The sequence below is a fragment of the Archangium violaceum genome (genome assembly GCF_016887565.1).
GTDB classification, from domain to species: domain Bacteria; phylum Myxococcota; class Myxococcia; order Myxococcales; family Myxococcaceae; genus Archangium; species Archangium violaceum_B.
The window spans coordinates 8,830,218-8,854,967 of the sequence record NZ_CP069396.1 but is presented as its reverse complement, the minus strand read 5'-3'; the positions used below and the strand labels follow the sequence as shown (position 1 = coordinate 8,854,967).

Annotated in this window: 17 protein-coding genes; 7 read left to right on the top strand and 10 right to left on the bottom strand. The window is 68.0% G+C overall.

Annotation, left to right across the window (positions count from 1 at the left end; genetic code table 11):
- Window positions 1–319 precede the first annotated feature (319 nt).
- Both JRI60_RS35235 and JRI60_RS35230 read left to right on the top strand, forming a co-directional pair.
- A complete protein-coding gene (locus JRI60_RS35235; protein WP_204220308.1) occupies window positions 320–1,618 on the top strand; it encodes a hypothetical protein in 1,299 nt (432 codons plus the stop codon).
- Between the two features lie 51 nt (window positions 1,619–1,669).
- Window positions 1,670–3,976 (top strand): serine/threonine-protein kinase, encoded by a 2,307-nt coding sequence (locus JRI60_RS35230; RefSeq protein WP_204220307.1) that lies wholly within the window; start codon window positions 1,670–1,672, stop codon window positions 3,974–3,976.
- Between the two features lie 26 nt (window positions 3,977–4,002).
- Here the strand turns inward: JRI60_RS35230 and JRI60_RS35225 are convergent, their stop codons facing one another.
- From JRI60_RS35225 to JRI60_RS35215, 3 genes are all read right to left on the bottom strand, one after another.
- Window positions 4,003–4,650 carry a LysM peptidoglycan-binding domain-containing protein gene (locus JRI60_RS35225; protein WP_204220306.1) on the bottom strand — a complete coding sequence of 216 codons (648 nt, stop codon included), beginning with the start codon at window positions 4,648–4,650 and terminating at the stop codon, window positions 4,003–4,005.
- Between the two features lie 151 nt (window positions 4,651–4,801).
- The gene (locus tag JRI60_RS35220; RefSeq protein ID WP_204220305.1) at window positions 4,802–4,969 is read right to left on the bottom strand and encodes a hypothetical protein; all 168 of its coding nucleotides are present in this window, start codon (window positions 4,967–4,969) and stop codon (window positions 4,802–4,804) included.
- Window positions 4,970–5,162: 193 nt separating this feature from the next.
- The gene (locus JRI60_RS35215) at window positions 5,163–5,555 is read right to left on the bottom strand and encodes a hypothetical protein (protein WP_204220304.1); all 393 of its coding nucleotides are present in this window, start codon (window positions 5,553–5,555) and stop codon (window positions 5,163–5,165) included.
- Window positions 5,556–5,730: 175 nt separating this feature from the next.
- Between JRI60_RS35215 and JRI60_RS35210 the strand changes: the two genes are divergently transcribed.
- Window positions 5,731–6,303: a tRNA-uridine aminocarboxypropyltransferase gene (locus JRI60_RS35210; protein WP_204220303.1), complete on the top strand. Its 573-nt coding sequence runs from the start codon at window positions 5,731–5,733 to the stop codon at window positions 6,301–6,303.
- A gap of 75 nt (window positions 6,304–6,378) precedes the next feature.
- Here JRI60_RS35210 and JRI60_RS35205 read toward each other — a convergent pair whose 3' ends face one another.
- From JRI60_RS35205 to uvrA, 5 genes are all read right to left on the bottom strand, one after another.
- Window positions 6,379–7,929 carry a hypothetical protein gene (locus JRI60_RS35205; RefSeq protein WP_204220302.1) on the bottom strand — a complete coding sequence of 517 codons (1,551 nt, stop codon included), beginning with the start codon at window positions 7,927–7,929 and terminating at the stop codon, window positions 6,379–6,381.
- Between the two features lie 9 nt (window positions 7,930–7,938).
- Complete coding sequence (locus tag JRI60_RS35200) at window positions 7,939–8,613, bottom strand: hypothetical protein (RefSeq protein WP_204220301.1); 675 nt, start codon at window positions 8,611–8,613, stop codon at window positions 7,939–7,941.
- Window positions 8,603–9,970: a hypothetical protein gene (locus tag JRI60_RS35195; RefSeq protein WP_239469885.1), complete on the bottom strand. Its 1,368-nt coding sequence runs from the start codon at window positions 9,968–9,970 to the stop codon at window positions 8,603–8,605. The genes JRI60_RS35200 and JRI60_RS35195 overlap by 11 nt, the downstream gene beginning before the upstream one ends.
- Before the next feature lie 471 nt (window positions 9,971–10,441).
- A complete protein-coding gene (locus JRI60_RS54705) occupies window positions 10,442–12,583 on the bottom strand; it encodes a putative metal-binding motif-containing protein (RefSeq protein ID WP_204220299.1) in 2,142 nt (713 codons plus the stop codon).
- Window positions 12,584–12,677: 94 nt separating this feature from the next.
- A complete protein-coding gene (gene uvrA, locus JRI60_RS35185) occupies window positions 12,678–15,551 on the bottom strand; it encodes an excinuclease ABC subunit UvrA (RefSeq protein ID WP_204220298.1) in 2,874 nt (957 codons plus the stop codon).
- Window positions 15,552–15,727: 176 nt separating this feature from the next.
- On the opposite strand from uvrA, the gene JRI60_RS35180 reads away from it, so the two are divergent.
- From JRI60_RS35180 to JRI60_RS35165, 4 genes are all read left to right on the top strand, one after another.
- Window positions 15,728–16,624: a DMT family transporter gene (locus JRI60_RS35180; protein ID WP_204220297.1), complete on the top strand. Its 897-nt coding sequence runs from the start codon at window positions 15,728–15,730 to the stop codon at window positions 16,622–16,624.
- A gap of 266 nt (window positions 16,625–16,890) precedes the next feature.
- Window positions 16,891–19,854 carry a choice-of-anchor D domain-containing protein gene (locus JRI60_RS35175; protein WP_204220296.1) on the top strand — a complete coding sequence of 988 codons (2,964 nt, stop codon included), beginning with the start codon at window positions 16,891–16,893 and terminating at the stop codon, window positions 19,852–19,854.
- A gap of 123 nt (window positions 19,855–19,977) precedes the next feature.
- Window positions 19,978–20,886, top strand: a complete 909-nt coding sequence (locus tag JRI60_RS35170) for a metallophosphoesterase family protein (protein WP_204220295.1) — start codon at window positions 19,978–19,980, stop codon at window positions 20,884–20,886.
- Window positions 20,887–20,893: 7 nt separating this feature from the next.
- Entirely contained in the window at window positions 20,894–22,213 is a 1,320-nt protein-coding gene (locus JRI60_RS35165) for a glycosyltransferase (RefSeq protein WP_204220294.1), read from the top strand.
- Window positions 22,214–22,358: 145 nt separating this feature from the next.
- Here the strand turns inward: JRI60_RS35165 and JRI60_RS35160 are convergent, their stop codons facing one another.
- The gene (locus tag JRI60_RS35160) at window positions 22,359–22,991 is read right to left on the bottom strand and encodes a pentapeptide repeat-containing protein (RefSeq protein ID WP_204220293.1); all 633 of its coding nucleotides are present in this window, start codon (window positions 22,989–22,991) and stop codon (window positions 22,359–22,361) included.
- A gap of 11 nt (window positions 22,992–23,002) precedes the next feature.
- Complete coding sequence (gene sitA5 / locus JRI60_RS35155; RefSeq protein WP_204220292.1) at window positions 23,003–24,688, bottom strand: SitA5 family polymorphic toxin; 1,686 nt, start codon at window positions 24,686–24,688, stop codon at window positions 23,003–23,005.
- Between the last annotated feature and the right edge of the window lie 62 nt (window positions 24,689–24,750).

The window sequence follows — 24,750 nt, the reverse complement described above, 5'->3', positions numbered from 1 at the left end:
GCTGGGAATTCCGAGCCCGCGGGCCAACCCGTCTCCCACTGCTGCTTCGGCGTCCAAGCCGGATACCACTGGGGCCGCCACGCCCTCGCCGCAACCCAATCCTCCCGTTCCCCAGCCCCAGCAGCCGGACACCACCGCCGCCACGCCCTCGCCGCAGCCCAGTCCTTCCGGTCCCCAGGCCACGCAGCCTCCGCCGGCTCCACCGACCCCGACGGAAAAACCAACATCAACACCGAATCCCAAGGAAAAAGCCAAGGATGCGCCGACGGGCACCGAGGCCGCGGCTTTGTTGAAGGATCCGAACCGGTACCCGGGCCCCTTGGGGCGCGACCTCCGGGCGACCGACTTCGTCGATACGATTCGCGCGCACCAGAACGACCCCGCGTTCCTGAAGGACCTCTACAAAGGATTGGGTGACAAGGAGTCCGAGGCACTCTTCAAGTACAGCGCAAATCAGGTGGCCGCCCACCACACCTTCAGCAATTCCGGCGAACAGGTCGCCGCGCTGAAGGCCCTGGCCACGAGCACCCACCAGCTTCCGCCCGCTGTCGCGGACAAGATCGCCAAGGACGCGGCGGCGACCAACTCCAGCCACTTCCTGACGCCGGTGCTCAAGCAGCCGGAGGCGAGCGAGTCCATCCGCCGCACCTTCCTGGACTCGGCAGCGGCGAATCTCGACAAGAGCAAGTCCCCCATTGATGCGCAGAAGTTCGCGGATGTGCTCGCGTCCGACCCCAAGCTGCTCACGGACTACGCGGCCAGACTGGGGGAGGACAAGCTCGCCAACATCCTCGAGACGGCGCTGAGCCGGCCTCCCTTCGACGTGGGGAAGTCGCATCTGGCGGGCTCGCGGCAGGATGGTGCCCAGAAAATCCTCGGCCAGCTCGGGGACCTGCGGGGCTCGCAATACGACAGCCTCAAGACGAAGGTCTTCCGCGAAGCGGCCTCGCTGCTGGGGGATGAAGGGGCCAAACCCGACCGCAAGGGCCTGGTGGAGGGGCTCACCCGGCTCTTCAAGAGCGACGCCAAGGGCCTCATCCAACGCCTGAACAATGACAAGCTGGGACCCGATGCCTCGGACCCGTCGCGCAAGGCCCTGGGCAACTTCCTCCACGCGGGGCTCTTCGACAGTGACTCGAAGAACGAGGAGCTCAGGTCCTTCGTCTCGAAGCAGCTCATTCCCCAGCTCCGCCAGGAGACGTTCAATCCCAGCACCCTGGGGGCCGCCAACGACCCGGCCTCGCCCAACAAGCAGTCCGCGCGAGCGTTGGGAGACCTCGTGGGGGCTCTGCACCAGGGGTTCGCCAGGGCGGTCAAGGACGCGGATGAGGACAGGGAGGCCATCAAGGGCCACGCGGACACCCTGTTCAGCGTGGTGACCGAGCTCGCGGAAGGGCCCACGAAGGGCGCGCTCACCGCCGCGAAGAATACGCTGGTGGGTGAGATTGCCGATGCGTTGAGCGAGGACACCGGCAAGCTCAAGGAAGTGATTCAGAAGCTGCGGAGCCAGACCGAGGAGGGTTTCCGGGACTTCTCCGACACGAGCACCCAGGCGGATGTCGCGGTGTCCGCGTACAACGACGCGGTCACCTCGGCCATCGAGTACTTCGCGTACTGAGCGAAGCGCCAGCCCCCGTCACTGTTCATCCACTCATCGTTGGACCCTGTCATGTCTTCTCCTCCTTCCTTCCGTGGCACAGGTGCAACCGCTCCCCATGCGGCCAGACAGGGTTCCAATGCCACCATCCGCCGCGTGCGCGTGGGGACCATCAACCACGTCCGCATCGCTGGCATCATCGACGAGACGTTCCCACTGACGTCTTCCTCGCCAGACCTCGGTGGGCTTCTCATCGTCGACCTCGGCCGGGTGGAGCGCATCAGCTCCTTCGGCGTGCGGCGGTGGCTCGAGTTCGCCAGCAAGCCGCCTCCCGGGGTCAGCTCGTTCTACGTGGTCAACGCGCCACCGGTGATGGTGGATCAGCTCAACATGGTGGAGGGCTTCGCCGGCGTGTCACGGGTGCTGTCGGTGCTGGCGCCCTACACGTGCCGCGCCTGCGGCGAGGACCGGCTGCGGCTGGTGGACCTGCAGTCGGAGGCGCTCATCCTCACCGCGGGCCGAGCCCCCGAGCACTCCTGCCCGGTGTGCTCGGGCAAGCTGGAGTTCGCGGAACTGGCGAGCGAGTTCTTCGACTACGTCAGGCGCCAGCGGTTCGGTACGGTGGACCCGGTGGTGATGCGCTACCTGCGCGCCACCACGCCCCGCGCGCCCAACCCGCTCATCACGCACCTGAAGATCGTCCAGGACGACATCACGTACATCACCCTCGCCAGCGAGCTGAAGGGGAGCCTGAACGTGCGCAGGCTGGCCTCGGGCCTGGAGGGGAGCGTCGCCTTCGACTTCTCGCACGTCACCCAGGTGGAGCCGGAGGCGGTGCCCAGGCTGGAGCAGGTGCTGACCCTGGCGGCGCGGGGAGCCAGGGAGGTGGTGCTGTGCCGGGTGCCCCCGCCGGTGCTCGGCGCGCTGATGCGCTTCTCCAAGCAACTCGACATACAGCTTGGCACGCTGTGGTTGCCGTGCGAGTGCCGTCACTGCGGCCACGAGCACCACCAGCGCGCCCTGGCCTCCGAGTACCTGGCCAGGTTGCGCGCCAACACCAGCCTCGAGCGCGAGTGCCCCATCTGTGGCGGGACCGCGCGCCTGCCCTCCATTCCCCGGCTGGTGCCGCTGCTCAGCCGCTCGGTGCTGGTGGAGCAGCCGCTGGAGGACATCGAGGCGCTCGAGCCGCGCGCCCTCAGCCAGTACCTGTTCGGCTCCTCCCACCTGGATGCGAACGCCAAGGGCGGCAGCCCGGACATCGGCAACTCCACCAGCGCCAGCAAGAAGCTGCAGGTCATCCGCCGGTTGGGGCAGGGCGGCATGGCCGAGGTGTTCCTCGCCAGGCAGGTAGGCGTGAAGGGGTTCGAGAAGTTCGTGGTGATGAAGAAGATCCTCCCGCAGTTCGCGGAGAACGCCGAGTTCGTCGACATGCTCTTCGCCGAGGCGCGGGCCAACGCGCGCTTCACGCACCCCAACGTCGTGCAGACGTTCGACGTGGGCATGAACGACGGCGTGGCCTACATCCTCATGGAGTACGTGCGCGGCCCGGACCTCAAGAAGTTGATGACCGAGCTGCGGCGCAAGGGGCTCGCGCTGCCCATGGAGCACGCGCTGCGCATCGTCGCCGAGACGGCCGCGGGCCTGCACTACGCGCACAGCTACGTGGACCCGGCCGGTGTGCCCCACCCGGTGGTGCACCGCGACGTGAGCCCCCACAACATCCTCATCTCGCTCGACGGCGCCATCAAGCTGAGCGACTTCGGCATCGCCAAGGTGCAGGGGGAGGGGAGCACCGAGGCGGGTGAGCTGAAGGGGAAGATTTCCTACATCTCTCCCGAGGCCGCGGCGGGCCGTCCCCTGGACGCGCGCAACGACGTGTTCGCCCTGGGCGTGGTGCTCTTCGAACTGCTCACCGGCCAGCAACCCTTCAAGCGAGACCATGACGCGGCCACGCTCAGCGCCATGTTGAGTGAGCCGACGCCCGTGCCGTCGCGGCTCGACCCGAAGATCCCCAAGGATGTGTCGGATCTCATCCTGCGCGCCCTGGTGAAGGACCCGGCGCGTCGCACGCCCTCCGCCGCCGCCCTGCGCGAGGAGATCGAGGCGGTGATGGCCCACCACCGCCTCAACTCGTCACCGGCGGCGGTGGCCTGGTTCTTCAAGACCACGTTGGGCGAGCGGCTCGCGGAGTTCGAACCCACCCAGAACGGCCCGGTCCTGGGCTCGCTCCCGAACGCGCACGTCACTCCGGCTGGGGCTGGCGAGGACGAGCGCACCGAGGTTCACCGGCCGGCGCGGCAGCGACTCCTCTCTTCCGCCCCGCTCACCGCTGCTGAGCGGGAAGAGGGGGTCCGGCTGCGCGAGGAGAACCGCCGTTGAGACGGCGGTCCTCCGTGCGGCGGGAGTCAGACCGTCGGCATGAAGATCTTCAGCCCGGAGCGGCCACCGGCGCCGAGCGTGTTGCGCTCGATGAAGTCGCTCACGGACGAGCGGCCGTCGCCGGTGGTGATGGCGGTATGGCCGTAGATGCTGCCCAGGCGCGACGAGGTCTTCTCCCAGGTGAGGACGAGGCCCGGAATCTTCAGCGCCTCCTCGAGGGACATGTTGACCTGCTTGAACTTGTCGCGGGGCAGGTTGTTGTCGATCTGGTTGCCGTTGCCCCAGACCTTGAAGCCGAAGGCGTTCTGGATGGCCTTGCTCACGCCGGTGGCGCACAGGCCCTGGCTGTTGTACCCGCCGATGCTCATCGCGGCCGCGCGGCCCGCGCTCGCGAGCTTGCGCATCGCGGGAGTCACGTTGCCCGGGCTCGCGGTGCCACGGCTCTCCCCGACCTGCCCGCTGCCCTTCGTGCCGCTGCCGCGGCGGGGACCGCCGCTCTTGGTGGGCTCGAAGCTGTCGTTCCGGGCGTGGCCGGGGATGCGCAGGGACTTGCCCGCGTAGATGAGGTTCGGATTGGCAATCTTGTTGAGGCGCGCCAGCTCCGAGACGCTGGTGTTGAAACGGCCGGCGAGAGCCGAGAGGGTGTCGCCCGGGCGGATGCGGTAGGTGGACATATGAAGAAATCTCCTTGAACGATTGTCGCGGCAACCGTCGCGGAGTTGCGCCCGAATTTCTCAGGCTCCTGGAATGCACCCGGGCCCACGACCGCCACCCGGAAAATCCGGAGTAAAACCGGATACATGGGTGGCGGAGTGGTCGTTCGGCTCAGCTGCCTGCCTTGGGGTCCCGGGTGTCCCCGGCCTCCATCGCCTTCTTCTCCGGCTTCTTGTCCTTGAGGGTGCCCAGGCTCGTGCTCCACCACTCCGGGCACAGCACGAGGAAGGCGCCACCAAACACCACGATGCCCACCAACGAGATCAGTATCACTTCCATGGGGTTCTCTTACTCCATCTCGACATCCATCATTGTCGTCACGCCGGCGGCATCCTTCGGACGGGTCGTCCGGGAGTGGCACGGCGGGAACGCTTCGAGCGGCTTCTCTCCCGTCCGGCGCGGCACTCAGGGCCTCGGCCTCCTCACGTCAAGGTGGAGGAAAGGCGAGGAACCCGGGACGCGCCGGGAGAGCTCAAATGAGGAGCGAGCGGAGACGGAGAAAGACAGGTGGCCCCTGGGCCTGGGGCGTGTCCCAGAGGGCGAGCGATAGGCGGCCGCCACTCTCGGGAGCCTTGGAGGTGAGCCACACCGGCGAGGCCGGTGGGACCGCGAGCGGGGAGGCGTGGCCGGAGGCGTCCACGAGAGCCGGCGCGGGGATGTCCCGTTCCAACGCGTCGCAGCAATCCTTCCTCAACGCCGTCTCGTCGTGCGAGGCCTTTTCCGCCTTCTTCTCTTCGTGCGGGCACTGGCAGGCGGTGCTCGTCCTGGCTTGCTTCGGGCAGAAGTGGGGGAGGCCCACTCCGCTGGCGACGGCCTGCCAGCCGAGGAGAAGCGCGAGCGTGAAGATGCGAAGAGCCAGCGACACGGTGCTCTCCCTATACGTGGGTCGAGTACCGGTCGCAACCGGAAGGCCATCGCGCGGAAGGACGAGGGCCTACCCTCCTGCCCGAACCGCTCGAGTTCCTGGCATCCGGCCCCACAGCCTGGGAGCGGGAACGAACGCTTCTCTTCCCGTGGCCACCGGAACAGGATGCTGGAGGATGTCTTCGCCAGTCCCGCCCAGGCCCCGCTGTCTTCGCTGCAACCTTCCGCTGCATCTGTGCCTGTGTGCCGAGATTCCCCGGGTGGAGACACGCACCCGTTTCCTCATCCTCCAGCACGTGGTGGAGATTCCCAAGAAGAGCAACACCGGGAGGGTGGCCGCGCTGGCCCTCGCGAATGCCAGGCTGCTCACCTATGGCGCTCCCGCCGAGCCCCTCGACACCGCGCTGCTCTCCGAGCCCGGCACCTGGCTGCTCTACCCGGATGGCCCCACCGCGCCGCCGGACGCCCCCGCGCCGAGTCAGCTGGTGGTGCTGGACGCGAGCTGGTCGCAGGCGCGGCGGATGACCCAGCGGCTCCACGCGCTGCGGACGCTCCCCCGGCTGGTGCTACCGCCGCCCGCGCCCGGGACGCTCAAGCTCCGCGAGCCCACGCACCCGTCCGGGATGTCCACCCTGGATGCGATTGCCCGCGCGGTGGCGGTGCTCGAGGGACCGGAGGCGGCGGCGCCGCTGGAGCGGCTGGCCGCGCTTCGGGTTCAGCGGATCGCCGAGTGCGGGACGCTGAATTGAGCCCCCACCGCCAGCGCTGTTCGACGCGCTCGTCGCCCACGGGCCGGGGGAAGGCTCCCCCCGGTCCCGGGCTCATCAGGTGCGCAGGAAGGCGCTCGCGTCGGGCAGCCCGCTGCCGGAGGTGTCGACCCCCATCGCGGTGAGGATGCCCGAGAAGATGTCCGGCTCGTTAGACGTCATCTTTCCGCGCTCGGGCGCGCCGGTGCGCGGGTCGAAGCCGTAGGTCAGCGTGGTGAGCGGATCGACGCCTCCGAGCACCGTGTTGCCCCGGATCATCGGCGACAGCAGCATGAAGCCGTTGTTGAGGTCATGCCCGGTGCCGAAGAGCTCCGTGGCGCCCTCCGTCCGGTTGCGCGTACGGCCGAACTCGGTGGCCATGTAGATCAACGAGCGATCCCACAGGCTCTCGCCGCTCGAGTCGAAGGGCTCCGACTTGAGCAGCTCGATGAGCTTGTCGAGCGTGTCCATCATCCGCGACCACATGAAGGCCTGGATGGAGCGGTGATCATTGTGGCTGAAGTCGAAGGCCAGCGGAGGGTTGGTGATCCGATACGGAGGGCTCACCGCCACGTTGAACGACGGCCCCAGCGTCACCGTCACCGACACCCGGTTCTTGAGCAGCAGGAACGCCAGCGCCGCCTGCCCCTGCACGGGATCGTTCAGGTAATCCGGGAAGACGGCGCGCAGCCGCTCCGCATCGGGGGAGTTCGACAGGCCGTACTCCGAGAGCGGCGTCTTCGGCGGCTGATCGGGCAGCACGTTGAGGCGGCTGATCAGATCCTGGATCTCCAGCGCGGACTGCCCCGTGGTGCGCTGCTCGTTCCAGCGCTTGAGCGCCTCCGCGTCGTCGAAGGTCTTCCCGAAGACCGACTGGGAATCGAGCGTGTTGCGCGTGCTCCGGGCCAGCGCCATCACGTCGCGGGAAGGCACGTCCTTGATGCCCTTCATCCCATCGAGGCCCAGGGGCCAGAGCGAGGGATTGGCCACCACCTCCCCGAAGCAGTACGCGGGCAGGGAGTCATCGGTGCCGCGCTCGGAGAAGCCCGAGTTGGCCATGTTCACGTTGGGAATGGGGAAGCCCGCGCCGTACTGCAGGGCCACGCACTCCTGCAACGTGCGGCCACGCCAGGCGGCGTTGCCCGTGAGGCTCCGCTTCTGGGCGATGACGTGGTTGACCGACGTGCCCACCGAGGTGGCCACCAGCATGGAGTCCTTGTACTTCTTCACGAAGGGCAGCTGGTCCGTCTTCACCGGCACGGGGATGTTGCCCATCTGGGAGCTACTCACCTTCACGGCGCGGAACGGGGAGCCCTCCACGTTCTGCACCTGCTCGTCGGCGAAGGTGTTGAGCTTCGCGGCGTTGGCGCCCGCCTCCGAGGCCCGCACCGCCAGCATGCTGTCGATGATGGAGGCGCCTCCCACGGCGCCCACCACGATGAGGAAGCGGGGCTTGCCATCCAGGCGCGCCTGGCGCACGCCCCCGAGTTGTTCGAGTGCCGCCGGGGTATTGAGCCCGTCTCGGCACCCCGTCAGCAGGGGCCCCAGGGTCGCGGAGCCCGCCGCGCACATCGACAAGGCCTTCAGGATTTCCCGGCGCGAGAGCCGTCCATTGTTACGCAGTGACATGACGTTCCCTTAGAAGAAGACGGATTCGGCGGAAGAGAGGACGGCGAAGCAGGACGCGACCATCCAGTCGCGGCCCGGCGTCTGGCTGCCCTTGGATTCGATCTGTGTGGCCAGTTGCGACAGGGTACCCACCTCGGTCTCCGTGGGGTCTCGCAACAGGGCGCGCTGGTAGAGCGAGGTGATGGCGTCGCGGACCGGCGCGCCGTCCCGGCTCGCCAGACGCCCCTGGCCGTCGAGCTCGATGCCCTTGAAGAGCACCGCCTCCCCGGGGCTGGTGACGTCGAGCGAGACGCGCCGGACACAGGCCGCCAGCGCCAGGCGGTCGATGGCGATGGGGGTCGTCACACCCGTGACCGAGATGGGCTCGTAGAGACCAATGCCATAGGGCTCGACGCCGCCCAGGGCCACGTTGTGCACGTACGTGGTGCAGGGGTACTGGCCCAGCTCGTTGCACACCTGCTCCGGTGGCAGGGACAGCGCCGCGGAGAAGTGGGCCGTCAGCTGCTCCGGATTCTTGAAGCGCAGGTTGTTGCGCGAGGAAGGCGCCACCTCACCGGAGGAACCCGTACCGGCATCGGCGGGCGGTGTGCCGGCATCCTGTTCTCCCGAGGGAGAGGGGGACGGGCACGCGGAGAGGACACAGGCGGAGGACAGCAACAACACGCGAAGGAAATCAGGGCGCACCGTAGGCCTCCGTGCGGATCAGGTCGTGAAGCATGCGCTGCACGCGGTACTGGTGCGTGCCCTTGAAGCGCTTCCAGGTGGTGACGAACTCGGCGTGCTCCTCGGCGGTGGGGGGATGGCCCACGAGCAGCTTCCAGTAGTCGGTGACGGCGGCGATGGCGAAGGCATCGCTGTTGGCCCCGACCTCCGCCCACTCGACGAGGTTGTCCACCGGCTGGCCGAAGAGGTAGCCGGACTCCGGCATCTGGGTGATGATCGGCGAGGCGTTGCCGAAGCGCTTCTCGATGCGGCCGGGCACGTAGCTCGCCCAGGGAACCTCGGGGTTGCGGGGGAAGGAGAGACCCTCGTAGTTGCGGAAGGGGTAGCTCAGCGGATCGAGCGTGGCGTGGCAGGCCGCGCAGGCGGGCGCGTCCACTCCCTTGGCGTCGTAGTCGCGGGGCTCGCCGGGGACGCTGAAGAGGCCCTCCTGCTTGGCGATGTCGAGACCCAGGTACGCCCGGTAGGCCTGCGACGCGGCGTTGCGCGGCAGCGCGGTGAACATCACGAAGTAGATGAGGCTCCACCTGCTGGTGATGTTGCCCGCGCGGTGCAGCTCGTCGACGGACTGCGTCGGCCGCGTCGGCACCACCGAGTAGCGGGTGGGATTGGTTTCCCGACTCACGAAGTACTTCGCGGTCATCACCTCGCGCGCGTCGTGATCGTCCAGTTGCGCGTAGGCGTAGAGCGCGTAGTCGTCATAGTAGTCGGCGAGGGGGATGGTCCCGGCGTCCTCACCGGCCTTGAGCGAGCCCACCGGGCGGATCTTCGGGTGCGCCAGCTTCCACAGCTGCCCGTTCTTGCCGCGCCAGAACTCGGAGGTGGTGCACCGGTCCAGCTCGGCATCCATCCGGGCGCGCTGGTCGTCGGCGCTCAACGCGCTGAACTCCTTGAGTTGCGCGTAGGTGGGCGGCACGCCGCAGAAGTCGAGCAGCAGGCGCTTGTACGCGAAGCGCGCGTCGTAACGGCACACGTCGTACTGGGGATTCTCCCCCGCCTGGCAGCGGCCGGTGTCCACGGGCACGCTGGTGGGATCGGCCGGCAGGGTGCCGCGCTGGATCTCCACGAGGTTGGACACGCCGTCACCGTCGGCATCCTCCGCCTCGACGGCCTTGAGCGCCCAGGGGAGCGCGGCCGCGAAGTCACTGTCGGACAGGGGGCGCGACGCGCCGGGTGCCAGGTGGGGCTCCAGACTGGCGCCGAAGGCGTTGCGCTGCGGCGGCGCGACGTGACAGTACGTGCAGGCCGGCTGTTGACCCGTACACACGGGCGCCGAGGGATAGGTGGAGCAGAACGCCGTGCCCGAGGGTGGTTTGGCCATCGCCACCCCCGATAGGCAAACGGCGACCCCTACAATGAGTCGTCGAAACACGAGAACTCCTCGTCAGACAATCGTCCTTGAATGGGATGAAACTTCAGCGACGCAGAAAGTGAGAAAGTCGCGTGAAGATTCCGTCACGAAGACCAGCCATCCGTCATTCGCCGCCGGCCCGGCCGTGCCCAGGCATTGCATTTCATGCCCATGGCTCGGCGTTTCATATTCGCAGTCAGGGCCGGGTGGATGCAAGGGCTTTTACCTGGATTTCCGTGTCTCCTGAATCCTCCCTTTGCCCACCTGGAAAAATTTCATTTGACCGTTCGGTCAGGGAGTCAAGGGTTGATCGCGTGTAGCCATTCGAGCGGTTGACCGCTGGACGGCCGCGTCCGGCACCTGAGATGCGTTTGGAATCAAGAGTTTCTTGTGTACAATTGGCTGTGGATGGCCGCTCCTTAGAACGCTCCCTGGGATTGGCTACAGCGGGCACTGCGCGTTGGTCGCCGGGCTGATGACGCTGGAGCCATTGATGGTGCAGGGCCTCACGGACCTCAGCCGGATGTGGCCCACGGCGCCTCCGCCTCCTCCGCCACTTCCCTTGGCACCGACGCCCACGTCACTGCCCGCGGTGCCAGCACCGGGTGACTTGTTGAGAGCGCCTCCGTTGCCGCCCTCTCCACCTGCCAGGGAGTCCCCGGTCCCACCCGCGGCCTGGTTCGCCGAGGTCCGGGAACCATCATCCCCCACGTCGCCATTGGCCTGGCTGATGGCGGAATAGCCACTGCCTTCCCCACCACCCCCTCCATTCGCGGTCAGCCGGCTTGATGAGCCGAGCTCCAACTGGTGGGCCTCGAGCAACACCTGCCCTCCGCTTCCGCCTCCACCGCCCCCTCCGACCTGACCGCCGTTGGTGGTGCTGAACCGCCCTCCACTCCCTCCGCCCGCGCTGGCGGAGATCTGTTGATTCACCGTGAGGGTACGCGCCACGGAGAGTTGCACGGCGCCTCCTCCCGCGCCTCCCGCGCCTCCCAGATCGCCGCCCCCACTCCCTCCCGAACAACCTCCGACGAGTGGGACGAAGACATCTCCCCCCGCGTTCCCGCCATCACCGGGCGTTGAACCCGTACCCGTTCCGGTCGCTCCATTACCCCCCGTGGTGCCACCTCCAGCGCCTCCGCCACCACCTCCCACCCAGGTCGCGCTGAACACTCCCCCCCTGCCACGTCGGTCCTCGCAGGCCAGCGCCAGGCTGCCGCCCGCGCCAGGTGCCGTGCCTTCCGCATGGGCGAGGATGTTGCTGTTCAGCGTGGCATCTCCGTAGACGGCCAGGATGACGGGGCGGTTGCCCACCAGCCGGAGTTCCCCGTTCAGATTCAGGGTCGACAAGGCGAACAACACCATCCCGTTGCCCTGGGGCAACTCGATGGGAGTGGGCGGATTGCTGACGCAGTTCGTGGGGTTCCAACTCAGCGTCGTCGAGTTGAAGGTGATGTTACACGTCGTGGCCAGGGGAAGAATGCTCGCCGTGGGAATGGCATCCGGATCGAAGTTGCTCGGAGCGTAGGGGAAGCGGCTGCACCTGCCATCGGAGGCACGACACACCCCATTCTCGGTTCCACTCGCGAGCATGCACGTGGTGTTCACCTTGCCGGGGTCCGGCTCCTCGGTGCAATTGCCGAGCGCCGTACAGCCTCCGGTCACCCGGAAACAGATGCTGGAGGCGGTGCACGGGGTCTGGGTGCCCTGACAAACCCCCGCGCCGTTACACACATCCCCCGTGGTGCAGGCCTGGCTGTCATCGCAGCTTACGGAGGCCGCCTTGACGGCATATTCGCATTCGCCCGTGGCGTCATTGCACGCGCCCGCGCTCTCGTAGCACGCCGTCGGCGGCGCGTTGCACGCCTTGCGGGTCTCGACGCACCGGCCCGTCTCCTGGGAGCACGTGGAGGCCGTGACGCAGCCCGAAGCGGATTTCTCGCACTGCACCGCCTGGCCCTTGCACTGCGCCGACACTCCCGAGCCCTCGCATCGGTCGCCCGTGGTGCAGGCGTTGCCATCGTCGCACGCCTTCTGCTGGCACTTGGAGTCCTGGCAGCCCGAGGCACCGTCGCAGTCGTAGTCCACCGAGACACTGCAGCGCTCGGCGGCCCCCGGGAACACCTCGCCGCTCCCGTCGTCGCAGTCCGTTCCCTTCACTCCCTCTTCCCGGGCGATGAAGGTGTCCCCATCATCGTCCTTCGCCCGCAGGGTCGCCTCGAACGAGGCGTAATCCCCCAGGGGCACCGGGATGGGCTGCGAGGAAAGCTGCTCCACCAGCGAGCCGGAGCACGCCTCTTCCGAGGCCTCAGCGAAGGAGGACACCTCCAGTGTCAGCTCCCGTCCTGAGTCGGCCTTTCGGAACACCGCGACGAGGATCTGCCTCGCCTCCGGATTCTGGAACCTGCTCTGAGGGATATCCACCCGGCCCACCTCCCCCTGAGAGTCATTGGCCACCACCCGCAGACACACGGGCCGGTAGGAGCCGTACTTCACCGTGACCCGCACGGCCCCTTCGGGAGGGGCCTTCTCGCGGCACGCGACGAACGACAAGAGCAGTCCCAACATCCAGAGTCGACGCATGCCGCGAGCTTATCGGGCTCGGGCACGCGTCGTTAGAGGGGGAGGTGCGTCGGCTGGCGGCCCGAAGGAAGCGGGTCCTACACCCTTGGGCGGCTCAGGCTGCCGTGCCGGGCCTGCGGCCCACGCGGTGCTTCCGGGACTTCGTCAGCACGTGCTTGAGGTAGCGCCCGGTGTGGCTCTCCTTCACCTCGGCCACCTGCTCCGGCGTGCCCGTGGCCAGCAGCTGACCACCGCCCGCGCCACCCTCGGGGCCCAAATCAATCACCCAGTCCGCGCTCTTGATGACGTCCAGGTTGTGCTCGATGACCAGCACCGTGTTGCCTGCCTCCACCAGCCGGTTGAGCACGTGCAAAAGCTTGCGGATGTCCTCGAAGTGCAGACCCGTGGTGGGCTCGTCGAGGATGTAGAGGGTGCGGCCCGTGGCCACGCGCGCCAGCTCGCGCGCCAGCTTGATGCGCTGGGCCTCGCCGCCGGACAGGGTAGGGGAGCTCTGCCCCAGCCGGATGTAGCCCAGCCCCACGTCCTCCAGCGTCTGCAGCACGCGCATGATGTCCTTGTGCGCGCTGAAGTGTTGCATCGCCTCGCGCACGCTCATCTCGAGCACCTCGGCGATGTTCTTCCCCTTGTAGAGCACCCGCAGCGTGGCGTCGTTGAAGCGCTTGCCGTGGCACACCTCGCACGGCACGTACACGTCCGCCAGGAAGTGCATCTCCACCAGCTTCACGCCATCGCCCTCGCACGCCTCGCAGCGTCCGCCCTTGATGTTGAAGGAGAAGCGGCCCGGCGTGTACCCGAACGCCCGCGCCTCCGGCGTCATCGCGAACACGTCGCGGATGGAGTCGAACAGCTTCGTGTACGTGGCCGGGTTGCTCCGGGGTGTCCGGCCGATTGGCCGCTGGTCGATGTCGATGACCTTGTCCAGGTTCTCCAGCCCCGTAATCGCCTTGTGCCTGCCCGGCACCTCGCGGCTCTCGTACAGGGCGCGCGCGGCGGCGGGGTAGAGGATCTCATTGATGAGCGTGGACTTGCCCGCCCCGGACACGCCGGTGACGGCCACGAACAGCCCCAACGGGATGTCCACCGTCACGTCCTTGAGGTTGTTCTCCTTCGCGCCCTCGATGCGCACCTTCGTCTTGCCAGGAGCGCGCCGCTGCTCGGGGATTTCGATCTCCTTGCGGCCGGAGAGGTACGCGCCGGTGGAGCTCTTCTCGTTCGCCATCACCTGGGCGGGGGTGCCCTCGGCCACCACCTGGCCGCCCAGCTCACCCGCGCCCGGCCCGAAGTCGACGAGCCAGTCCGCCTCCTCCATCGTCTCCTCGTCGTGCTCCACCACGACGACGGAGTTGCCCAGGTCGCGCAGCCGCTTCAGCGTGGCCAGCAGCTTGCCGTTGTCTCGCTGGTGCAGGCCGATGGACGGCTCGTCGAGGATGTAGATGACGCCCGTCAGCTCGCTGCCCATCTGCGACGCCAGGCGGATGCGCTGGCTCTCGCCGCCGGACAGCGTGGACGCCGTCCGGTCCAACGTCAGGTACGCCAGGCCCACGTCCTCCAGGAAGCCCAGGCGGCTGCGGATCTCCTTGAGCAGCTCGGTGGCGATCTTCCGCTCCGTCTCCGTGAGCTGCATGTCCTTGAGCCAGCGCAGCGCGTCGCCGATGGTCTGCCGGCTCAGCTCCACGATGGAGCGCCCGTGCACCTTCACCGCCCGGCTCTCCGGCTTCAGGCGCGCGCCGTCGCACGTGGGGCACGGCTTGTCGCTGAAGAACTTCTGGTAGTAGGTGCGCATCGCCTCGGACGTGGTCGTCTTGAAGCCGCGCATCAGCTTGTTGACGAGGCCCTCCCACTCCATCTCGTAGCGGCCGCCATCGCCCCACTGGACGGTGAAGCGCTTGCCCTCGGCGCCGTACATGATGATCTTCTTCGCCTTCGCCGGCAGCTTCGCGAAGGGCGTGTCCAGATCGATGTCGAAGGCCCCGGCCAGGCTCTCCACGAAGTCCGCCGTCCAGCCCTCGCCCTTGTTCATGCCGCTGGCCCACGGCTCCACCGCGCCCTCGCGCAGGCTGCGCGAGGGGTCCGGGACGATCCGGTCCGGATCCATCTCCGCCTTGGTGCCCAGGCCGTTGCAGTCCGAGCACATGCCCAGCGGGTTGTTGAAGGAGAACGAGGAGGGCGACAGCTCGCCGAAGGACAGGCCGCACGCGTGGCAGGCGTTGAGCTCGCTCATGATGCGGTCGCTCGCCGGGTTGCCCGTCTCATCCGCGAGGATGAGCATGCCCTTGCCCTCGCGCAGCGCCGTCTCCACCGCGTCCGTCAGGCGCGTGCGGATTTCGGGCTTGAGCACCAGCCGGTCGATGACGAGCGCGATGTCGTGCTTGGACTTCTTGTCCAGCTCGATGCGCTCCTCGAGCCCCTTCACCTTGCCGTCCACCCGGGCGCGGGTGAAGCCGCGCTTGAGCGCCTCGGTGAGGATGTCCTTGTGCTCGCCCTTGCGGTTGGTGACCACGGGCGCCATCACCATCACCTTGGTGCCCGCAGGCGACTCCATCAGCGTGTCGACGATCTGCTGGGCGCTCTGCTTGCCCACGCGCTTGCCGCAGTTGGGGCAGTGCTGCACTCCCACCGAGGCGAAGAGCACGCGCAGGTAGTCGTGCACCTCGGTGACGGTGCCCACCGTGGAGCGCGGGTTGTTGCTGGCCGCCTTCTGCTCGATGGAGATGGTGGGCGACAGGCCGCGGATGGTGTCGTACTTGGGCTTCTCCATCTGCCCGAGGAACTGCCGGGCATAGGCGGAGAGGCTCTCCACGTAGCGGCGTTGACCCTCGGCATAGAGGGTGTCGAACGCCAGCGAACTCTTCCCGGAGCCGGAGACGCCGGTGAACACCACCAGCTTCTTCTTCGGAATCTCCAGGGAGATGTTCTTGAGGTTGTGCTCCTTGGCTCCGCGGATGGAGATGACGTCGGGCTCGGACATGGGGGCGGGGTCTACACCACTGAAAGGGCGCTCAGGTAGGGGGAAAGCGGGGGCGGGGCTTGAATGGTCCTGAACGGATGGATTTTCAAGGCCCATTCCCCTGCTGGCCGGCCGGGCACCGGGCGGGCGGAGCAGGGCTGGGGACCCGGACGCTTCCGGGTTAGGGTGCCGCCGCCATGCCCCCCATCCCCGAGCGCTTCCGCGGCTCGCCCCTGCTCGTCGTCTCCAGCCTGCTCTTCGCCTTCATGGCCTTCTTCGCGCGCTCCGTGGCGGGCCGTCTCTCGGTGGGACAGGTGGTGTGCGCGCGCTTCGCCATCGGGCTCGTCTTCCTCGCGCTTTACTTCCCGCTCACCGGGCAACGGCCGCGCATGGGCCGGCCCGGGCTGTGGGCCCTGCGAGGCCTCTTCGGTGGCGGCTCCGTCTACTTCTATTTCATGGCCATCGACCGGATCGCCGTGGGGCCCGCCTCGCTGCTCAACTCCTGCTGGCCCCTCTGCGCCGCCATCCTCGGCATCTTCATCCTGGGCGAGCGGGTGAACGGGTACCTGGCCACCGGGCTGGTGGCCACCACGGTGGGCGCGGGGCTCGTCATCTGGAGCACGGTGCAGGACGGGGTGGGCCTCACGCTCGGCACCGGGGCCCTGGCCGGGGCGCTGTCCGCCGTCCTCAGTGGCGCGGCCGTCATCGCCCTGCGGGCCCTGCGCGGTGATACCGACGCCGCCTCCATCTTCCTCTCCTTCTGTTTCTTCGGGCTGCTGTTCGGCCTGCCCTTCGCCCTACAGGACTGGCGTCCCCTGAGCTGGGACATGCTGGGGCCGCTGCTTGGCGTGGGCCTGTCCTCCGTGGCCGCTCAGATGATCTTCACCTACGCCATGGGCTACGTGACGGCGGCGGGCGGTGGCATCACCACCCAGCTCACCCCGGCCTTCTCCTGGCTGCTCGGCGCGCTGCTGCTGGGCGAGCCCCTCCAGCCGCTCGCCATGGTGGGTGCATTGGTGTGCATGAGTGGCGTGCTGTGGGGAACGGGCCTGGCTCCTCGCCTATTACTCCCAGCTTCCCGACCTTCACCCTGAGCGTGGAGTTCGTGTTTCCCCTTCCTGTCCCTGAGTGTTCCGGTTTTTTCCCGTCATCCGCTGGGCACTCAGGAAAAGTTTTCAGGGAGGACCGACGGCAGGGCAGCTCGTTTCCACGTTGGGTCCAATAGTTTTCCCTGTAGTCCCGCGACTTGTCGCGTCAGTGGGGCACGTGCTTCCCCAGGCCCCGAGGTTGCAGAGGCCCTCACCCCAGGTGTGGCTGGAGATCGCGCGGCTTGTGTGTGCGCTGATCCGGGGAGGCTTCGATGGTTGGATTGCGCTGGGTGTGCATGGCGGCGTGCCTGTGGGCCCTGATGGGGGTGGGGTGCGATAGGCCCTCGTCGCATCGCGCACAGTCGGGGCTGGTGGCCTCGCCCGAGAAGATCGAATTCGGCCTGTCGGCGGTGGGTGTCTCCAAGACGATGAAGGTGCGGCTGGTGAACCAGGGCCGCGCGGCCTTCACGGTGCACGGAGCCACCGCGAGCCTGCCCAATGTGGAGGTGCTGCCCTTTGATTCCTTCGAGCTGAAGGCGGGGGGTGAGCGTGAGCTGGAGGTGCGCTTCACGCCGGACGTGGAGGGCTCGGTGCAGGGCGTGCTGGAGGTGCTCACGGACGCCGGCAACGCGGGCAAGGACGGCGTGGCGCAGCTGGGCGTGGCCGGCCAGGGCGTGAAGGCGTGGGTGGAGGTGAAGGCGGCGCAGATCGACTTCGGCAACGTGGAGCTGGGCAACGTGGTGGTGCGCGAGCTGGTGGTGCGCAACCCCACCCGGGTGGAGAGCCCGGTGAACCTGGTGCTCGACGGCGCGGACGCGGACGAGTTCGGGTCCAGTGACGCGGGCGCGTCCTTCACGCTCAAGCCGGGTGAGCAGCGCGCGTTGCAGCTGTCCTTCCGGCCGGAGCGGCTGGGCCCGGCGCAGGGCCTGGCGCGCGTGGGCGTGTGTCCCACGTGCGAGCCCGTCGTGGTGACGCTGGCGGGGGCTGGCATCGCCTCGAAGTTGGAGGTGACGCCCCTGCGGGTGGACTTCGGCCGCGTGGCGCTGGGCGCCGTCGCCGAGGAGCGCATCACCATCCGCAACCTGGGCACCGAACCCATGTCCTGGGGCGGGGTGAACCTGCTGGACAACGTGAGCGGGGCCTTCCGGGTGGTGAGCGCGCCCACCGTCTCGGGCAACGTGCTCGTTCCGGGCGCGGTGGTGGAGGTGAAGGTGGGCTTCTCGCCAACGGTCAGTGGCACCATGCGCGAGGCGCGCCTGGAGCTGGACGTGCGGCCCATGGGCACCTCGAAGCCGGGCCCCAAGGTGGCGCTCGCGGGCGAGGGGGGCGCCTCGTGCGTGGTGCTGCAGCCGGATCCGCTCGACTTCGGCGTGGTGGCCGAGGGCATGAGCGCCACCCGGGACGTACAGATCATCAACCGCTGCCGCAACGACGTGCTGCTGAGCGACCTGAAGCTCACCACGAAGAAGGGCGGCTACTTCATGCTGAATCAGGCCTCCACCAGCCTGCCCATTCCCATGGGGCAGACGGCCACCGTGCCCATCACCTTCATGCCGCGCGCGGGCGTCGGCGGGGGCGAGGCGGAGCTCGTCGCCAGGCTGCTCAACGGGCGCAGCACCTCCACCGAGGTGGTGAAGGTGCTGGGGACGGGCAAGGTGTTCTCGCCCTGCCAGTACCAGGTGGAGCCGGCCCGGTTGGAGTTCGGCAACGTGCCGGTGGGCTCGGAGGTGACGCTCGCGGTGGGGGTGCGCAACGTGGGCTCCTCCGAGTGCTACCTGGCCGGGATGCAGATCTCCGAGGGCTCGGATGAGGCCTTCCGCGCGGACAAGACGGGCAACACCGTGTTGCAGCCGGGGCAGCGGGCCCTGCTGCTGGCGCGCTTCAAGCCGGGCGCGGAGGGGGAGTTCTCCGGCATCGCGGAGGGCTGGGTGAACCACCCGAGCAACGGCCACCTGACGGCGCAGCTCCACGGCCGCGGCGTGCAGGGCTGCTTCTCCGTGCAGCCCACCAACCTGGACTTCGGCGTCACCCGGCTCACCTGCGGTCCGAAGGAGCGCGAGCTGGTCGTCTACAACAAGTGCGCCGGCCCCACCACGCTGGTGGGCCTGGGCCTCGACGGTGACGCCAGCGACTTCAAGGTGTCGCACGGCTTCCTCTTCCCCCAGGTGCTCGGCGCCAACAGCGTGTCCCGCGTGAAGGTGACGTACGAGCCCCAGGGTGATGGGGACGACGCCGCCGCCATGCGCTTCGACCTGGGCACGGGCACGCCCTACACCGTGGGCCTGGTGGGCAAGGGCGTCCTCAAGAACGAGCAGACGGACCAGTTCGTCCAGCAGTCGCTGTCCAAGGTGGACGTGCTGTTCCTGGTGGACAACTCGGGCTCGATGATGGACGAGCAGCAGAACCTGGGTCAGAACTTCGCGGCCTTCCTGTCGCACGCGGCGAACACGGGCGTGGACTACCACATCGCCGTCACCACCACGGGCCTCGAGCGCTCCTCGGGTGGCTGGGCGATGTGCCCGGGTGGCGCCGAGGGTGGTGAGAACGGCCGCTTCTTCCCCGTCGACAACTCGTCGCCGCGCATCATCACGCCCACCACGCCGGCGGCCGAGTCGGTCTTCGCGCGCAACACCAACGTGGGCGTGTGCCACTGGAACGAGCAGGGCCTGGAGGCCATGTACCGCGCCCTGGCGGATCCGCTGGTGTACAACGTGGATGATCCGCGCACGCCGCAGGTGCTGGACGGCAACTCCGGCTTCCTGCGCGAGGACGCCAAGCTGGCCATCATCGCGCTGTCGGACGAGGAGGACTTCTCGCCGCAGCCGGTGTCCTTCTACGAAACGTTCCTGCTGGGTCTGAAGGGCGGGGACCGGACCAAGGTCGTCTTCTCCGCCATCGTCGGGCCGGGGGACCTGAGCGTGTGCCCCAAGGCCAGCAGCTCCGGCAGCCGCTACATCCAGCTCGCCCAGAGTACGGGAGGTGTGGTGGAGAACATCTGCACGCCGAACTGGGCCGACTCGCTGGAGAACATCTCCGAGAGCGCCTTCGGGCCCAACCGCACCTTCCCGCTGAGCGAGGCGCCCTCGGATCCCTCGCGCATCGTGGTGAAGGTGGACGGCGTGGAGGTGAAGACCGGGTGGGTGTACGACCGGAACACCAACACCCTCGTCTTCGACAGTGAGACGGCGCCTCCGCCCGGGGCGTCCGTGGAGATCACCTACCCGGTGGGCTGCTAGGGCCGGGGGCTGGGGGAATCAGAGGGGACGCTCCCGAGGGGGGGCGTCCCTTTTCCTATTTGACACAGCGCGGGGAGAACCCACTCGACAGGGCGAGCGGGGCGGGGCAGGGTGGTAGGCACGATGGCTCCAGAATCCCTCCTGGTCGCCGGTGTGGGAGACATCCACGGGCGTTTTCAGCGCGTTGATGCGTGGCTCGACGCGCTGGCGGAGGCGCGGGGCCGCCCGGTGGATCTGGTGCTGGCGGTAGGGGACGTGGAGGCCTTCCGGCAGGCGGACGACCTGAAGCGCAAGGCGACCAAGCGCGCCATGCCGGCCGAGTTCGCCGAGTACGCGGACGGGGTGCGGGCGATGAAGCGGCCGATGTACTTCATCGCCGGGAACAACGAGGACTTCGAGACGCTGCACGACGCGCCGGATGGCTGTCAGCTCGCGCCGAACATGCACTACCTGGGGCGGGCGGGCCTGAAGGAGCTGTACGGGCTGCGGGTGGGGTACCTGTCGGGCATCCACGCGCCGCGCTTCTACGAGCAGCCGCTGAAGCGGCCGCGCTCGCTCGACACGGCGAAGCAGGCCGGGTACTTCCGCGCGCCCGAGGTGGAGAAAGTGGCGGCGCTGAGGGACGTGGACCTGCTGCTGGTGCACGAGTGGCCGAGGGGTCTGCCGCAGCGGGCGCAGGAGCAGGGAGAGCCGCCGCCGGGCCGGACGCTGCCGTCGTACTGGATTGGCAACCCCATCACCCGGAGGCTGGTGGAGACGGTGCATCCGAAGTGGGTGCTTTGCGGGCACTCACACCGGGCCTTCGCGGTGACGCTGGGGTCGAGCGGCGGGAGGGCGCTGACGCGCGTGGCCTGCCTGGACCAGGCGGCGAGGCCCGACGAGTCGGTGTTCTGGATGGAGTTCCGGGGCCGGGACATGGTGTGCGCCGGGTGGGGCATCTCCGGCGAGGTGTCCTGGCGGGCCGGTGAGCCGTGGGGCCTGCGCTCCTTGCCGGTCCCCTCCGGGCCCGAGCCCTTGGGAACAGGGTACTGAAGGAAGGATGATGACGATCTCGAAGAGGAGCCTCTGGCCCAGGGAGTACCTGCGCCATTTCCAGCGGAAGCCTTCCCTCCGGTTCGTGGCGCTCACGTGGGGCTCGCGGGGGGACGTTCAGCCCTTCGTCGCCCTCGGGTCGGAGCTCATCCGCCGTGGCCACCGCGTGGTGCTCGCGGCGAGGGCTCCCTTCCGCTCCTTCGTCGAGGAGCACGGGCTCGACTTCTTCGAACTGGAGGAAGACGGCACCGAGGAGCTGATGCACTCCCTCGCGAGCAGCGATGGAGGGCCGGACGGGGTGAAGCTCTTAGCGTCGTGGCAGCGGCGCATGGTGCCCTCCCAGTTCCGGCAGTTCTGGCAGGCGACCGCGGGGGCCGACGTCCTCCTCAGCAACGCCGCCTTCACGAGCCCCGCGCTCCACATCGCCGAGCGGCGCGGCATCCCCATCTTCCAGGCCTTCTTCGATCCGGGCTTCATCCCGACGCGGCGCTATTGCGTCTCGGACAACCGCGTCCAGCAGCGCAACGAGCTTCTCAACCTCGCCACCACGCGGCTGAAGAACCTTGTCGGGGGGCTCTTCACGTGGGACCTGGTGAACGCGTGGCGGAGGGAGCAGCGGCTGCCGGTGGACCTGCTGGGTGAGTACCACCGTCCCGGACTCCTCTTCCGGTTGCCGGTGCTGGTGGCGTGGAGCCGGGAGTTGGTGGAGCGGCCCGATGACTGGCCCGAGTGGTTCTCCCAGACCGGGCGCTGGCGCCTGGCGACGCAGCAGCAGCAGCCGGACGCGCGGTTGAAGGACTTCGTCGAGGCGGGAGCGCCCCCCGTCTACATCGGCTTCGGGAGCTGGGGCGTGCACGACAAGAAGGCCGTGACGGACCTCCTGCTCGAGGCCCTGCGGGTCACGGGTCAGCGGGGCATCCTGCACCGCAACACCGTGGACGGGCGGAGCTCGTTCCCGGCGGACGTGTACGTGGATGACAACCTGCCGCACGACTGGCTCTTCCCCCGGGTGAAGGCGGTCGTGCACCACGGAGGAGCGGGGACGACGGGGGCGGTGACCACGGCGGGCGTGCCCTCGGTGATCATTCCGGCCTTCTTCGCGCAGGATGTCTGGGGACACATCGTGCGCGAGAAGGGGATCGGGACGATGCTGTCCAGACGTGAGCTGAGCGTGGACGGTCTGGCCTCGGCGCTCCGGGAAGTCGATCGTCCAGAGGTCCGCGAGCGGGCCAGGGCGCTCGGTATGCGTGCCAGCAACGAGGGTGCCGAGGTGCACGCCGCGGATGAGATAGAGCGGTGGCTGAAAGAAGCGGTGGCGGGTCGTTGAAACGGCTCACCAGCGGTGCCACGTGAAGAGACAGTCGGCGGGGGGCACGGAGGACGCACAGGTTGCGAACCGGGCAACGCGGGCAGGCCGCAGTGTTGTCGCTGCCTCGCGCCCCCTCAATAGGGCGATTCTCCGCACGGTCCTGTCAGTAGACGATGCAGTCGAACCGCTCAATGACCGCCCTGAATGCTTCCTCGGTGGTCTCGCGGCGCTTGGCGAGGGCCGGGGCGTAGAACGTTACGGCCATCGTGCGGGGTGGATCCCCGTACTGCCCCTCCACAATGATCGGGCGAAAACCTCCCGGCCACTGGACGCTGTTGAGTTCGCAGGCTCGCCCGATGGGGTCGAGGATGGTGAAGCAGGGCCACTTGGGAAAGCGAATGGTGGCAGGGTCACAGCCCATGATACGGCAGCCATCCAGCCGGGCCTCGGTGAAGTCACAGTCCTCGATGGCTCCATGCTGAAACCAAGGGTCGCTTCCGTATTCGGGCCAGTACCCGAAGTCACACCCCGTCAGCTTTCCCTTGAAGCGGCAGCCCTTCAGGGACGCGGCCACCCAAAATTGGTGGTTCTTTAGCTCCTGCTTCACCTCGAAGGTGCAATCGATGAACTGGGCCTGCTTGATGATCAGGCGGCTGGCGGGAACCTTCAGGACGACGGTGCAATTGCGCAGCGTCAAGCCGGTGCTGAGATAGTAGAGCGAATTCTTGTCGGTCAGTTCCAGCCGCTCGTTCTCAATCTCCTGGTCTTTGAAGATGACGTTCTCCAGCCACCCCATGGCCGCCCCTTTCAGAAGGTGAGCATCCGGAAGAACTCGCTCGCCATGCGGCGACCATGCCGAGCCAAATTGGATTCCGTCCCGGAGAGAATCTCGTACTTGCGACCCGTGGCGGGGTCAACCACGTCAACGCCTTGGTGCTTGAATCGGAGGGGTCCCTCGAACTGTGCTTTCAGCCGTGCGTGCACATAACGCCCCCGGGCCTCGCGCTCCAGCAGTCTCGCCAGCCAGTATTCGCCCTGCTTCAGGGCCTCGTCGATGGCATCTCGCTCGTTGCGCGAGAGCCTGTGGGGTCCCCACTCCCTCGCGATCTTGGTGACGGCCTCCTGGAGCATGTCTCCCACCTTGTCCTCGGCGGGAATGTCCGCAGCAGAGTTGCCGCGTGGCAAGTGCCAACGCTGGCCGTCGCTGAGCTCCACCTGTCGGTTGCCGCCCCGGTGACGAATGACGGTTTCGGCGAAGCGGCCCCCTGGGGCCTGTCCCGTCCCACCGCCCGTCCCCTTCTTGAGCATGACCACGGCCATGGGGCCCTGAGGAGAGGTGGCCACCGTCTCCACCGCCGCTACCGCCTTGGCCAGGGCGCCTTCCGATGCGACCGCCGCCTCGGTGACTTCCAGGCGCCCCATGACGGCGGCGCCGCCCTGCGCCTCGAACTGCGCCCCCGCGAGGTTGAAGCGCGGAAGCGACTTCACCCGGGCCACCACCTGCCCCAGCGTGTGTCCAGCGAGTGTGGACACGGCGAGAATCATGGTCCGGGCCGCATCCTCGCCCAGCACCTTGCCGAATTCCTCACCCGCCGTGCGCAGCTCCTTGAAGGTGGTGGCGTGGTGCGCCGTGTCGGCCATACGGGCCCACCCGTCCATGAGGCCGTACACCGTGTTGAGACCCAGGTAGCCCACCAGGAGGAGGGTCATGCCGGCGGCAATGGCCTTGGTCGTCGGCTCGGGCACTACCCACATCATGCAGTAGAGGGCCACCGTCCAGACGACCATGGAGACGAGTACCTGCACGTCCAGCAACTCGCTCTTGAGGGCTTCGTACGTCTCGTCGAGCACCGAGCCAAAAGCCAGCGCCAGGGCGAACGCCCGCCGGTCATCGGCGCGCAGGTAGGGCCCGTCGTCCAGCAGACCGAGGCAGTCGCCGCCACCCTGGTGCTCACACCACTTGAGGTACTTCTGCTTGAGGGCTGCTTCGGCCTCGGGAATGAGCTCGACCGGGCCGTCCTGACGCAGCGGTGTCCAGGTGGGGGCCGCGCGGTAGTGCTGCTCCACCTCCCAATAACCCGTCATGGTGACCCATGGGTCGTCCGGCTCCGTCGCCACGAGGCCCAGCAACTCGTGGGCGGCCTCGCGTGGCGACTTCCGCTTCAATCGCACGTCGCGAGCGAGCCGCTGGATGGCCTGCTGGAACTCGGGCCTCGGTATTGGCACCGGCCGGGTTGTGATGGCACCGGGCTCCATGAAGTCCACCACGTACACGGTGGCGGACTCGAAGCCGGGCTCCACTGTGCTGGTCACGCGCTCCTTGGGAGCCGGCGGGGGCGTGAGTGAGTTGGAGCGGTAGCCGACGAGGAGGCTGCCGGGTGGGGTGCCTGTGGCGCAGGAGGCCTGGAGGAAGAGGACGAGGAGAAACCAGCCGCCCAGAAAAGGGCGTAGCCGAGCGCCAGGTGGGCGCGTACCGACAGGACGGGTGGACACGGCGCACCTCGGGTAGCGACGCGGCCAGAAAACCGTCGCTCCGGAATTACACGGAAATGTGT